The organism is Kitasatospora sp. NPDC057512 (assembly GCF_042802135.1).
Classification (GTDB): Bacteria; Actinomycetota; Actinomycetes; order Streptomycetales; family Streptomycetaceae; genus Kitasatospora.
The window spans coordinates 1-12,667 of the sequence record NZ_JBHVET010000172.1 but is presented as its reverse complement, the minus strand read 5'-3'; the positions used below and the strand labels follow the sequence as shown (position 1 = coordinate 12,667).

At 73.8% G+C, this 12,667-nt stretch carries 10 protein-coding genes and 1 tRNA gene; 7 read left to right on the top strand and 4 right to left on the bottom strand.

The features are described 5' to 3' along the window. The first annotated feature begins 166 nt into the window (after window positions 1–166). Window positions 167–745 carry a TerD family protein gene (locus ACFU6K_RS14330; protein WP_380663054.1) on the top strand — a complete coding sequence of 193 codons (579 nt, stop codon included), beginning with the start codon at window positions 167–169 and terminating at the stop codon, window positions 743–745. A gap of 147 nt (window positions 746–892) precedes the next feature. Then, entirely contained in the window at window positions 893–1,993 is a 1,101-nt protein-coding gene (locus ACFU6K_RS14325; protein ID WP_380663052.1) for a DUF475 domain-containing protein, read from the top strand. 106 nt (window positions 1,994–2,099) lie between these two features. On the opposite strand, the gene ACFU6K_RS14320 is transcribed toward ACFU6K_RS14325, so the two are convergent. Beyond that, window positions 2,100–3,245 carry a DUF2637 domain-containing protein gene (locus ACFU6K_RS14320; protein WP_380663051.1) on the bottom strand — a complete coding sequence of 382 codons (1,146 nt, stop codon included), beginning with the start codon at window positions 3,243–3,245 and terminating at the stop codon, window positions 2,100–2,102. Window positions 3,246–3,574: 329 nt separating this feature from the next. Between ACFU6K_RS14320 and ACFU6K_RS14315 the strand changes: the two genes are divergently transcribed. Continuing rightward, window positions 3,575–4,315 (top strand): Tellurium resistance, encoded by a 741-nt coding sequence (locus ACFU6K_RS14315; RefSeq protein WP_380663049.1) that lies wholly within the window; start codon window positions 3,575–3,577, stop codon window positions 4,313–4,315. Window positions 4,316–4,421: 106 nt separating this feature from the next. Here ACFU6K_RS14315 and ACFU6K_RS14310 read toward each other — a convergent pair whose 3' ends face one another. Beyond that, on the bottom strand, window positions 4,422–5,555 hold the full coding sequence (locus ACFU6K_RS14310) for a TerD family protein (RefSeq protein ID WP_380663047.1): 1,134 nt from the start codon (window positions 5,553–5,555) through the stop codon (window positions 4,422–4,424). A gap of 357 nt (window positions 5,556–5,912) precedes the next feature. On the opposite strand from ACFU6K_RS14310, the gene ACFU6K_RS14305 reads away from it, so the two are divergent. The 3 genes from ACFU6K_RS14305 to ACFU6K_RS14295 are packed head-to-tail and all read left to right on the top strand — an operon-like array spanning window position 5,913 to window position 10,691. Further along, window positions 5,913–7,121: an HpcH/HpaI aldolase/citrate lyase family protein gene (locus tag ACFU6K_RS14305; protein WP_380663046.1), complete on the top strand. Its 1,209-nt coding sequence runs from the start codon at window positions 5,913–5,915 to the stop codon at window positions 7,119–7,121. Between the two features lie 37 nt (window positions 7,122–7,158). Further along, window positions 7,159–9,858, top strand: a complete 2,700-nt coding sequence (locus tag ACFU6K_RS14300) for a phosphoribosyltransferase (RefSeq protein ID WP_380663044.1) — start codon at window positions 7,159–7,161, stop codon at window positions 9,856–9,858. Further along, window positions 9,858–10,691: an HAD family hydrolase gene (locus ACFU6K_RS14295; protein ID WP_380663043.1), complete on the top strand. Its 834-nt coding sequence runs from the start codon at window positions 9,858–9,860 to the stop codon at window positions 10,689–10,691. Before ACFU6K_RS14300 ends, ACFU6K_RS14295 begins: the two co-directional genes overlap by 1 nt. 41 nt (window positions 10,692–10,732) lie before the next feature. Here the strand turns inward: ACFU6K_RS14295 and ACFU6K_RS14290 are convergent, their stop codons facing one another. Together ACFU6K_RS14290 and ACFU6K_RS14285 are read right to left on the bottom strand one after the other, a co-directional pair. Beyond that, complete coding sequence (locus tag ACFU6K_RS14290) at window positions 10,733–10,948, bottom strand: zinc ribbon domain-containing protein (RefSeq protein WP_049659427.1); 216 nt, start codon at window positions 10,946–10,948, stop codon at window positions 10,733–10,735. 84 nt (window positions 10,949–11,032) lie between these two features. After that, complete coding sequence (locus tag ACFU6K_RS14285) at window positions 11,033–12,442, bottom strand: hypothetical protein (RefSeq protein WP_380663041.1); 1,410 nt, start codon at window positions 12,440–12,442, stop codon at window positions 11,033–11,035. Between the two features lie 145 nt (window positions 12,443–12,587). Here ACFU6K_RS14285 and ACFU6K_RS14280 point away from each other — a divergent pair. After that, a tRNA-Val gene (locus ACFU6K_RS14280) sits at window positions 12,588–12,662 on the top strand. The last annotated feature ends 5 nt before the right edge of the window (window positions 12,663–12,667 follow it).

Genomic DNA, 12,667 nt, shown 5'->3' with positions numbered 1-12,667 from the left:
CCGTGGTCCGGGGCCGCCCCGGCTTCGTCCGACCCGGTGCCGCGGTGGTCCGCCGCGCTGCGAGGATGTGAGTTCAGGAAGTTCAGCCGACCAAAGCCGGTCGGCCGGGGCCGCGGGGGACTAAACCTGGATGGCGCCCCGGGAGAAGCAAGGGAGGAAGAACGTCATGGTGGTCACGCTCGCCAAGGGTGGCAACGTCTCGCTCACCAAGGCCGCGCCGAACCTGACGCAGGTCCAGATCGGCCTCGGCTGGTCCGCCCGTTCGACCACGGGCGCCCCGTTCGACCTCGACGCGAGCGCCCTGATCTGCGGTGGCGGGCGGGTGCTCGGTGACGAGTACTTCGTCTTCTACAACAACCTCAAGAGCCCCGAGGGCTCGGTGGAGCACCAGGGCGACAACCTCACCGGCGGCGACGACACGGGTGACGACGAGGTGGTCGAGGTCAACCTGGACCTCGTCCCGGTGCAGGCCGACAAGGTGATCTTCGCGGTCTCGATCTACGAGGCCGAGGCGCGGCTCCAGAACTTCGGTCAGGTCCGCAACGCCTACATCCGGGTCGTCAACTCGGTCGACGGCCAGGAGATCGCCCGGTACGACCTGTCCGAGGACGCGTCCAGCGAGACCGCGATGATCTTCGGCGAGCTGTACCGCTACGCGGGCGAGTGGAAGTTCCGCGCAGTGGGCCAGGGGTACGCCTCCGGCCTGCGTGGCATCGCGCTCGACTTCGGCGTGAACGTACAGTAAGGGCGGAAATCGGACTTATCGCACCCGACCCGATCATGAGAACAGAGGGCAGTGCGGGGGTGGCCTGACCGGGCCCGGCCCGGTCAGGGCGTCTCGGGTACGAGGCCGCCCCCGGCACGGCCAAAACCCGAAAGGTAGCCAACTCCCGTGTTCCTCCGCACATTCGGCTGGTCGCTCGCGATCACCGCCATCGGCCTGGTCGCGGCCGGACTGCTCTGGGGAGCCCAAGGCTTCGGCATCGTGCTGATCCTCTCCATCCTGGAGATCTCCCTGTCGTTCGACAACGCGGTGGTCAACGCCACGGTGTTGAAGCGGATGAACCCGTACTGGCAGAAGATCTTCCTGACCGTCGGTGTGCTCATCGCGGTCTTCGGCATGCGCCTGGTCTTCCCGCTGCTGGTCGTCGGCCTCACCGCGAAGCTCAACCCCACGACGGTCATCGACCTGGCGCTGCACTCCGACAAGACCCACGACGGCCTCACCTACGGCCAGTACCTGGAGGCGGCCAACCCGGCCATCGCGGCCTTCGGCGGCGTCTTCCTGCTGATGATCTTCCTCGACTTCATCTTCGGGGAGAAGGACTACAACTGGCTGGCCTGGATCGAGCGCCCGCTGGAGAAGGTCGGCAAGCTGGAGGCCTTCTCCACCGTCGTCGCCCTGGTCGCCCTGCTGCTGGCCTCCAACTTCTTCGCCGGGGAGCACGCGGAAACCGTTCTGCTCGCCGGTGTCCTCGGCCTGGTCACCTACCTCGCGGTCAACGGCCTCTCGTCGATCTTCGAGTCCGGCCTGGAGGCCGAGGAGGAGCGCGAGGAGGAGGCGGAGAAGTCCGGCAAGTCGATCATCCAGGTCGGCGGCAAGGCGGCCTTCTTCCTCTTCCTCTACCTGGAGGTCCTGGACGCCTCGTTCTCCTTCGACGGCGTGGTCGGCGCGTTCGCCATCTCCAGCGACATCTTCCAGATCACCCTGGGCCTCGGCATCGGCGCGATGTACATCCGCTCGCTGACCGTCTTCCTGGTCCGCAAGGGCACCCTGGACGACTACGTCTACCTGGAGCACGGCGCGCACTACGCGATCGGCGCGCTGGCGGCGATCCTGCTGGTCGGCATCAAGTTCCACATCCCGGAGATCGTCACCGGCCTGATCGGCGTCGCCTTCATCGGACTGGCGCTCGGCTCGTCGATCCTGCGCAACCGGCGCGAGGGCGCCAGCGAGGGCGAGGAACCGGAGCTGGTCGGCAGCGACAAGTAGTTCCACCGGTTCCACGCGGTCCGCAGGGCAAGCGAAACGGCCGCCTCCGGGGTCTCCCGGGGGCGGCCGTTCCCGTGCTTCCTGGTTGTCCCCGAGGGGCGCCCGGTCAGCCGAGCTGCTGCTCGATCGCGCGCAGCTTGCGCTCCAGCGAGTCCAGCTTCGGCATCGACAGGGTGTCGTCGTCGGCCGTCAGGTCGATGGTCGAGTCGCTGCGGGACGACCCGGTGCCGGAGGAGGCGTACGAGGAGGACGCGTACGAGGAGCCGACGGCGGCGCGCGGCCGGCGGCCGGCGTCCAGGGCGGCCGGCTCGAAGGAGTCGGCGGACCGGGTCGAGTCCGCGGACGACGAGGCCGGTGAGGTCGAGGTGGTGGCGTCGGTTCCCGCGGCTAGGGCAGGCTCCGTAGCGCTCGGGCCGTCTCCGGCAGCCGTGAGGGCGGGAACCTGGCGGCCGCCGCGGCCCCGGGCGAGCATGCCGCCCTGGCGGGAGATGGCCTTCAGCTCGGCCCGCTCGCGGCGGTCGGCGGTGCGGGCGCGGGCCTTGGCGTCCAGCTTCGCCTGGCGCTCCTCGCGCACCTCCTCGACCGCCTCGTCCAGGCTGCGGACGTTCTCCAGCAGCATCAGCGACCAGGCCGCGTAGGTCTCGCGCGGGGCGCGCAGCCAGCGGACGATGCGGATCTGCGGCAGCGGGCGCGGCACCAGGCCCTGCTCGCGCAGCGCGGCCTTGCGGGTCTGCTTCAGCGCGCGGTCGAACAGGATCGCCGCCGAGATCGACATGCCGGAGAAGAACTGCGGGGCGCCGTCGTGCGACACGCCGCGCGGGGCGTGCACCCAGTTGAACCAGGCCGAGGCGATCGCGAACACCCAGACCAGCAGGCGCGAGCCGAGCGCGGCGTCACCGTGGCTGGCCTCGCGGACGGCGAGCACCGAGCAGAACATCGCGGCGCCGTCCAGACCGAACGGGACGAGGTACTCCCAGCCGCCGGACAGGCCCAGGTTCTCCTTGCCGAAGCCGACCAGGCCGTGGAAGGAGAGGGCCGCGGCGACACCGGCGCAGCAGAACAGCAGCGTGTACGAGGAGATGCCGTAGATCATCTCCTTGCGCCGGCGGCGCTCCTCGCTGCGCTCCCAGGAGTCGCCGGACTCGTCCTTCTTCGAGCTCTTGAAACGCAGCGTCGCCAGCAGGACGGCGACGAACAGCAGGGCTGCGCCGCCGATGACGGTCCAGACCAGCTGTATGGAGGTCAGGTTCATTGCGGGTCGGGCCTCGGGTTTCCGCAGGGGACAGGATCACAGCGCGACACGAGTGGCCAGGGCCCGCTGTACGGGCAGCGCCTGACGGTCGGTTCGTCGCCGTACGGCATGCCCGCCGCACCCGCGCAGGGGCGGACGGGACGCCTGTGCGGCTAGACGATATCGCGTCCGAAGGGGCGGCATGTTACGGGAGGGCGGCTTCCTCCTGCCAATCGACCCGCCGGTTGGATAGGGGAGGGGTGGACGGGGTATCCGACGGCCGGGCCGATGCCCGATCATTGGTCGGCGGACCGTCAGAACGCCTGGCGGGAGCAGGGGGAGAGGACGGCATGGTCTCGATCTGGGAGTACCTGCGCGGGGACAAGAGCTACACCTTCGACAACCCCGGCGGTCAGCACAAGGTCATACTCACCAAGTCGACTCCGCAGCACGCGATCACCGGGGCGGCCGCCACCACCGGCTACCTCTACGTCAACCTGCACTGGACGATGAGTGCCGGGGGCTCCCGCCGGCCGAGCACCCGGGAGTCCGTCAAGCGGTTCTTCAGCCCGCGGATCCTGCGGCCGCAGGACCCGGACTCGCCGCAGAACAGCGAGCCGATGAACGTCGACCTCGACCTGGCCTGCATGTACGAGCTCTCCGACGGGACCACCGGCGTGGTGCAGCCGCTCGGTGGGCTCTTCGGCGACCTCCAGAACGCGCCGTACATCAAGCTCAGCGGCGACGACCAGTACGGGGCGCCGTCCGGCGAGACGATGTACGTCAACCTGGAGAAGAAGGACAAGTTCAAGCGGCTGCTGATCTTCGTCTACATCTACGACGGCACGCCGGCCTTCGAGCAGTCGCACGCGGTGGTCACGATCGTGCCGCAGACCGGGCCGCGGATCGAGATCAAGCTGGAGGAGCGGGCCCGGGCGGCGCGCTCCTGCGCGGTGGTGCTGATCGAGAACGCGGGGGACAACCAGCTGACGGTGCGGCGCGAGGTGCGGTACGTCAACGGGTTCCAGGCGGACATCGACCGGTTGTACGGGTTCGGGATGCAGTGGCAGCGCGGGTACAAGGGCGACTGACGCCGGTGGCCGGGCGCGCGGTGGTGGGCGGTCCGTACGGCGGTTCCACGGCGACGGGCGGTCCGCACGGCGGGGCCGGGGTCGTCCGGCGGCCCCGCCGGGGGCGTCAGCGGGGCTGGAACTGCGGGCCCTGCGGGGGCAGCGCGAACTCCTCGCCGGTGGGCGCCGGGGGCTGGGCCGTCGGCGGCTGCGGCGGGACGGGCGGCTGCTGGCCGGTGCCGGGCTGCGGGTAGCCGTAGCCGGCGGGGCGCTGCTGCGGCGGCGCGGGCTGGTTCTGCTGGGGGTAGCCGTAACCGCCCGGCTGCTGCTGGTAGGGCTGCCGGCCGGTGCCCGGCTGCGGGTAGCCGTAGCCGCCGGCGGGCTGCGGCTGGGGGTAGCCGTACCCCGTGCCGGGCTGCTGGGGGTAGCCGTAGCCGGTGCCGGGCTGGTTGCTCGGGGGAGCGGTGGGCGGCGGGGGCACGGTCGGCGGGGCCGCGGGCGGCGGCGGGGTCACCGGTGCGGATGAGGCGTTCGCGGCGGCGGCCGGCGCGGTGGCCGGGGGCGGGGTGGGCGGCGACTGCGGGACGGCCGGGGCCAGGGTGAAGGTGCCCGGCTCGGGGGTGGTCGAGCGCGGGTCCGGCAGCGGGGTGCTGCGCGGGTCGAACGCGCCGGACGGAGTGGCGGTGGCGCCGGTGGCCTGGTCGGCCTCCGCCTCGTCGTCCACGGTGATGCCGAAGTCGGTGGCGAGGCCGATCAGCCCGGAGGTGTAGCCCTGGCCGATCGCCCGGAACTTCCAGGCCCCGGACCGGCGGTACAGCTCGCCCGCGACCAGGGCGGTGACGTTCTCGGCGTCGTCGATCGCGAACTCGGCGAGCGCGGGGACGCCCTCGCCGGCCGTGGCGTCGAAGAGCAGCAGGCGCAGCCCCGGCACCGCGCGGAACGGCCCGCCCTCGGAGGAGCCGGCCAGCACCACGCGGTCCACCTCGGCGGGCAGCTTGCCCAGTTCGACCTCGACCGTGTCGATGATCTCGGCGCCGCCGGAGGTCTGCTGCTTGGGCAGGTGGCGGACCAGGCCGGAGGGGTGGCGGGGCTGGTTGTAGAAGACGAAGTCGGCGTCCGAGCGGACCTTGCCGGTGGCGCCGAGCAGCAGCGCGGACGCGTCCACGTCCGGCGCACCGGGCGTGGCGCTCCAGCGCAGCACGGCGCGGACCGCCGCCGCCGGCAGTGCGATGTTGGCGCCCTTGGCCATCACGTGCGTCATAGCCGACCATCCTGCCTGTTCGCCACCCCTTCGGACAACGTGACCGGACCGGTCCGCGCCGCGTCGGACTTTGCCAAGACTTGCGCTTTCCGAGGTTTGCCGCCGTCGTTTCCGGGATGGGGCGTCGACGAGCCCATGATCGTCCAAGTGGACCGGGATGTTCCGGGAGTTCAGTGCCGGGGAACCGGGACCGGCCGGATCCCGTCCGTACGATGGGCGGTCGAAAGGTCTCCGGGGGTTCGGCGGAGGGGCGTCCGGCGGCGGCGTGCCCGGGAACCTTGGCGCCCGGTCGGCCGGTTGACCAGGGTGTCGTCGGCAACGGGCCGGAGGCCGGTCCACTTCCTGGAGGAGAGCACCTTGCGCCATTTCGGCCACCTCGCCGAGGACGTACGCGGCCGGCTCTTCCTGGAACAGCCGCGCCCGTTCAGCGCGCGGAGCGGGCCGGCGGTGCTCGCCACCGCCCTCGGCGGCACCCTCTACAGCCCGGCGACCAGGCCCGCCCTGGCCGCCGACATCCGCAAACTCGCCGGTCGGGGCGTGGTGTCGATGGTGCTCTGCCTGGAGGACGCGATCGCCGACCACGAGGTGGACGCGGGCGAGCGCAACCTGGTCGAGCAGTTGAATGACCTGGTCAAGGATTTCACCGACTGTGCACAGAGCCACCCCCTGCTCTTCATCAGGGTCCGCAGCGCCGCCCAGATCCTCGACCTGGCCGAGCGTCTCGGCCCGGCCGTGGAACTGCTCAGCGGCTTCGTGCTGCCGAAGTTCACCCCGGCGAACGGCGGCGGGTACCTGGCCGCGCTGGCCGCCGCCGAGGCCGCGACCGGGCGGCGGCTGTTCGCCATGCCCGTCCTGGAGTCGCCCGAGCTCGCCCACCTGGAGACCAGGCGGGAGCAGCTTTTCGGCATCGCCGAGCTGCTCGCCGGCCACCGCGAGCGGGTGCTCGCCGTCCGGCTCGGGGTCACCGACCTCTGCTCCGCGTACGGTCTGCGGCGCTCACCCGACCTCACCGCGTACGACGTGGCGCTGGTCGCCTCGGTGATCGGGGACGTGGTCAACGTGCTCGGCCGGGCGGACGGCACCGGGTACACCGTCACCGGACCGGTCTGGGAGTACTTCCCGGTGCAGGAGCGGATGTTCAAGCCGCAGCTGCGCCGGACCCCGTTCGCCGGGGCATCCGTCCCCGCCGCGGCCGGGGAGCTCCGGGCCTCCGGCGAGGAGGTCCGCCGGCGGATCATCGAACACGACCTGGACGGGCTGATCCGGGAGGTCGAACTCGACCGGGCCAACGGCCTGCTCGGCAAGACCTGCATCCACCCCAGCCACGTACCGGCCGTGCACGCCCTCTCCGTCGTCACGCACGAGGAGTACTGCGACGCCCGCGACATCCTCCGGCAGGAGCAGGACGGCGGCGGGGTACTGCGCTCGGCGTACACCAACAAGATGAACGAGGCCCGGCCGCACCGGGCCTGGGCGGAGCGGGTGCTGCTGCGGGCGGAGGTGTTCGGGGTGGCCCGGGAGGACGTGAGCTTCGCCGAACTGCTGTCGGCCTGCCTGTGCGGCTGACGGCGCCCGGACGGACACGACGAACGCACCGACGGACATGACGAACGCACCCGTGAACGCCGGCCACGAACGCATCGGCGAACGCACCGACGAACGCATCAACGGACGCACCGACGAGCGCACCGACGGACGCACCGACGAGCGCACCGACGGACGCATCGACGAACGCACCATCGCACCACCGAAGGCAGGACCAGCAGTGACAGCAACACCGCAGACGTGGACCGGCCGTTGGGTCGCCGACCGGGCCGGGATCGCCCTGACCGGCTCCGAGCGCCTCCCCGAACTCGTCGGCCTGGCGCTGCGCTCGGGGAACCCCAAGCGCGCCCACCTGCTGGTCTCCACCGTGCTCGGCAAGCACGTGCCGCAGCGCCCCTCGGTGGTCCACGGCGCCGGGCTCGAACTCGGCTGCCGGGTCCGCGACCTGCTCGGCACGGAGGCGGCCGGGCGGGCCGTCGTGCTCGGCTACGCGGAGACGGCCACCGGCCTCGGCCACAGCGTCGCCGACGGCCTGGACGCCCCCTACCTGCACTCCACCCGCCGGCCGGTGCCCGGCCTGGACCCGGTCGGCGGCTTCGAGGAGGAGCACTCGCACGCCACCTCGCACCTGCTGCTCCCCGCCGACCCCGGACTCCTCGCCGGGGACGGGCCGCTCGTGCTGGTGGACGACGAGTTCTCGACCGGACGGACGGTGCTCAACACCATCCGCGACCTGCACGCCCGCCACCCGCGCGGGCACTACGTGGTGGTCGCCCTGGTGGACCTGCGCTCCGCGGCCGACCGGCGCCGGCTCGACCGGGCCGCCGCCGAACTCGGCGTCCGGCTGGACCTGGTGGCCACCGCGAGCGGGGGCGTCGAGCTGCCGGAGGACGTCGTGGCGCGGGCCGAGCGGCTGATCGCCGAGGCCGCGCCGACCGGGGCGCCCCCGGTCGGGGAGCCGTCGGTCGGGGAGCCGCCGTCGGCCGGCCTCGCGCCGCTGGACCGGGTCGGGCTGGACTGGCCCGCCGGGCTCCCGGACGGCGGCCGGCACGGCTTCACCGCCCGCGACCGCGCCCGGCTGGACGCCGCACTGCCCCGGCTGGCCGGGCAGCTCGCCGAGGCCCTGCCCGCCGGTGCGCGGCGGGTGCTGGTGCTCGGCTTCGAGGAGCTGATGTACGCGCCGCTGCGCCTGGCCGACGCCCTCGCCGAGCGGCTCGGCGGCGACCGCGTCCGGTTCTCCACCACCACCCGCTCGCCCGTCCTCGCGGTGGACGACCCCGGCTACGCCATCCGCACCCGGCTCGCCTTCCCCGCCCACGACGACCCGCGGGACGGCGGCTCGCCCGAGCGCTACGCGTACAACGTCGCCCCCGGCAGCGACCCGGCGCGGCGCTTCGACGCCGTGGTGCTGGTGGTGGACGACGTCGCCGACACCCCGGCGCTGCACGAGGGCGAGCGTGCGCTGCTCGGCCAGCTGCGGCGGGTGACCGACCGGGTGGTGCTCGCCGTGCTGCCCTCGCACCGGCCGGTGCCCGGGCCGCCGCCATCGCCCGTGTTGCCCGCGCCCCTGTTGCCCGAGCCCGTCCTGCCCGCGCCCCTGTACGGGCCGGCGTTCTCCTCGTACCCCGCCGAGGAGGTGGCCTGGCTGCTCAAGGACCTCTCCGGGGTCGCGCTCGAAGCCCCCACCGAGGAGCGCGAGGAGGCCGTCCAGAACGGCGGCGCGCACTACGCCGAGTCGCTGCCGGTCGAGTACCAGCCCAGCCCCGAGTACCAGGAGCTGTTCCACCACGCGCTGCGCGGCTCCGCCGGCCGGATCGCGCTCGCCGTCGGCACCGTCGCCGAGACGCTGCTGCGCGAGCGCGGCCCCGGGCTGGTGCTGGCCTCGCTGGCCCGGGCCGGCACGCCCGTCGGCATCCTGGTCCGCCGCTGGCTGGCCTTCGCGCACGGCCTGTCGGTGCCGCACTACGCGGTCTCGATCGTGCGCGGCCGCGGCATCGACCCGGTCGCACTGCGGTACCTGGCGGCCCACCACCCGGCGCGGGACGTGGTGTTCGTGGACGGCTGGACGGGCAAGGGCGCGATCACCCGCGAACTGGCCGACGCACTGGCCGGCACCGGCTTCGACCCGGACCTCGCGGTGCTCGCCGACCCGGGCCGCTGCGTGCGGACGTACGGCACCCGGGACGACTTCCTGATCCCGTCCGCCTGCCTCAACTCCACCGTCTCCGGGCTGGTTTCGCGCACCGTGCTGCGGGCCGGGCTGATCGGGCCGGACGACTTCCACGGTGCCAAGCACTACGCGGACCTGGCCGGGAACGACGTCTCGGCGCTCTTCCTGGACGCGGTGGCCGCCCGCTTCGGCGAGGTCCGCGCCGCGGCGGTCGAGGGCGCCGACCGGCTCGCCGCCGACCCGCACCGGGAGCCCGACCGGGCCGGCTGGGCCGCCGTCGAGCGGATCAGCGCCGAGTACGGCATCGACAACGTCAACCTGGTCAAGCCCGGTGTCGGCGAGACCACCCGGGTGCTGCTGCGTCGCGTCCCCTGGCGGATCCTCGCCCGGCGCGGCGCCGGGGCGGACCTCGACCACGTCCGGCTGCTCGCCGCCCAGCGCGGCGTCGAGGTCGAGGAGGTGGACGGCCTGCCGTACACCTGCGTCGGCCTGATCCACCCCCGCTACAGCCGCGGGGCGACCGGGGGAGACGGGCGCGCGGTGGCCGACGGGCGCGCCGTGACCGAGACGACGGGGAGGGAATCCTGATGGGTGTCCTGGTGGCCAGTGACCTCGACCGGACGCTGATCTACTCCGAGCGGGCCATGGCCCTGGCCGGGCCCGACCGGCTGGCGCCGAGGCTGCTCTGCGTCGAGGTGTACCAGGGGCGGCCGCTGTCCTTCATGACCGAGCGGGCCGCCGGGCTGCTCGCCGAACTCGCCGGGGAGGCCTGCTTCGTCCCGGCCACCACCCGCACGCCGGAGCAGTACGGGCGGGTCAACCTGCCCGGCCCGACGCCGGACTGGGTCCCCGCGTACGCGATCTGCGCCAACGGCGGGCAGCTGCTGGTGGACGGCGTGCCGGACGGTGACTGGCGGGCCGAGATCACCGCGCGGATAGCCGCCGGCTCGGCCCCGCTGGAGGAGGTCGTCCGGCGGCTCGCCCTGTGCGCCGACCCGGAGTGGACGCACAAGCGGCGGGTCGCCGACGAGCTGTTCGCCTACCTGGTGGTCGAGCGCGCCGCGCTGCCGGAGGGCTGGCTGGCGGAGCTGACCGGCTGGTGCGCCGAGCGCGGCTGGACGGTCTCCCTGCAGGGCCGCAAGGTGTACGCGGTGCCCGCGCCGCTCACCAAGAGCGCCGCGCTGGCCGAGGTCGTCCGGCGCGCCGGCGCGGACACCGTGCTGGCGGCCGGGGACTCGCTGCTCGACGCGGACCTGCTGCTCGCGGCGGACGCGGGCTGGCGCCCGGGGCACGGCGAACTCGCGGACAGCGGCTGGACGGCCCCCGGCGTCACCGCCCTGACGGAGGTGGGGGTGACGGCGGGGGAGGAGATCGTCCGGCGGTTCCTGGCGGGGGCGTCGGCCCTGCCGGTCGGGGGCTGACCTCCGGGTCCTGGTTCGCTTGCGGGTTCGGTTGCGGGGAGCTAGCCGCAGCAGCCGCCGCCGCAGCAACCGCCCCCGCCCCCGGCGGGGGCCTGCGGGGCGGCGGCCGCGCCGCCCGTGACGGCGACGGTGGACAGCAGCTTCACGGTGTCCTGGTGGCCCTGCGGGCAGACGGCGGGGTCGTTGGCCTGGGCCATCGGGCGGCGGAGCTCGAAGGTGGCGCCGCAGGAGCGGCAGCGGAAGTCGTAGCGAGGCATACCGGCAGGGTACCGAGCGGGGTCCCCGCCGGCTGCCCGCTTCGGGTGCTTCCGGTGCTCTTGGTGCTACCGGTGTGCTCGGTGCTACCGGTGGCCGCCGAGGTCCCCGCGGATCAGCTCGATCACCCGTGCCGCCGTGTCCCGCACCGCCGCGAGCTCGGTCAGGAAGTGCCAGTAGTCGGGGTGTCGCCCGGCCGCCTCCAGCGCGGCCACGGCGCGGTCCAACCGGGCCACCGCCTCGTCCAGCGGGGCGGCGTGCCGCGGGTCCGGCGCGCTGCGCCCGGTCATCGCCAGCCGCTGCGCGTCCCGGATGGCGAAACGGGCGCGCTCGATCTCCCGGTTGGGGTCGTGCTGCACCTCGTTCAGCTGCCGCAGCCGGTCGTTCGCCGCGAGCACCGAGCCGTCGGCGGTCTCCAGCAGCGCGCGGACCGTCCCGATCGCGGCGGTGGCGTCGGCCCAGCGCTGCTCGTCCCGGGCCCGGGCGGCCTCGGCGAGCTTGCGCTCGGCGGCGCGCCTGGCCTCCGCGACCTGGTCCGGCACCCGCTGGAGGTCCTGCCAGCAGGCGGTGCTGAACCGGCGGCGCAGCTCGCTCAGAGCGGGCTCGACCGTCTCGGCCTTGGTCTCCAGCGCCTGGATGCGGGTCCGCAGGCTCGCCACCCGCCGGTCGATCTCCCGCGCCCGCTCGGGCAGTTGTCCGGCGTCGGCGGCGATCGCCTCGGCGCGCTGCTTCACGTCCTCGGCGCGCCGCAGGGTGTCCGCGACCCCGTGCCGGGCCGGGCCCTCGTTCAGCCGGCCGAGCTCGGGCGCCAGTTCGGCGAGCCGGGCCGCCAGGTCGTCCGCCCGCAGGCCGGCGCCGCGCGCCCCGTCCAGCGCGGTGGTGGCCGCGAGCAGCGCGCGCTTGGCCTGCTCGACCGCCGGGGTGACCCGCATCAGCTGCCGCTCGGCGTGCTCGACGGTCGGCTGCAGGCGGCGCAGGAAGTCGTTCAGCTCCGCCCGGGCCGCGCCGAGCTGGCTCTTCACGTCCTCCAGCCGGTGCCTGGCCTGCGCGGCCGTGCCGGCGTCCAGGGTCTCGCTGTCCAGGTTGTGGGCGTCGAGCGCGGCGAGGTAGTTCACGGTGACCTGCTCGACCCGGCCGGAGATCGCCGCCAGGTCGGCCAGCGCGCGCTGCGCCGTCGGACCCTCCTCGGCCGCGCGGACGGTCTCCACCGCGAGCTGCACCTCGCGCTGGGTCTCCTCCAGCTCGTAGAACGCCTCCTGGGCCGCCGCCCGGGCCTCCCGGGCCTGCGCCCGTCCGCCCTCGCCGCCGCCGCGCCGGCCCCACCAGCCGCCGGTTCCGGCCGAGGCCAGCCCGACCGCCGCCAGCGCACCCGCCAGCGCCACCGGCAACACCACCGCGTCGGCCAGCGCCGCCCCCGCCCGACGCCGCCCCCGCCCGCTCCCGCCGGCCACCGTCACTGCGCGCTCCCTGCTCCGACCCGCTGATCCGGCCCCCATTCTCCCCGATCCCCCCGCCGGCCCGTCACCCCCTCCCGCCCCGTCCGCCGCACGGCCCCGCCCTCTCACCGGGCGCCCGTCCCCCACCACCTCCCGGGACCAGGTACCCTAGGCTCTCGTCGTGCGCCCGTCGGGCCACGGCAGGGGGCGCGTAGCTCAGTGGTAGAGCGCTGCTCTTACAAAGCAGATGTCGGCGGTTCGAAACCGTCCGCGCCCACCAGCACC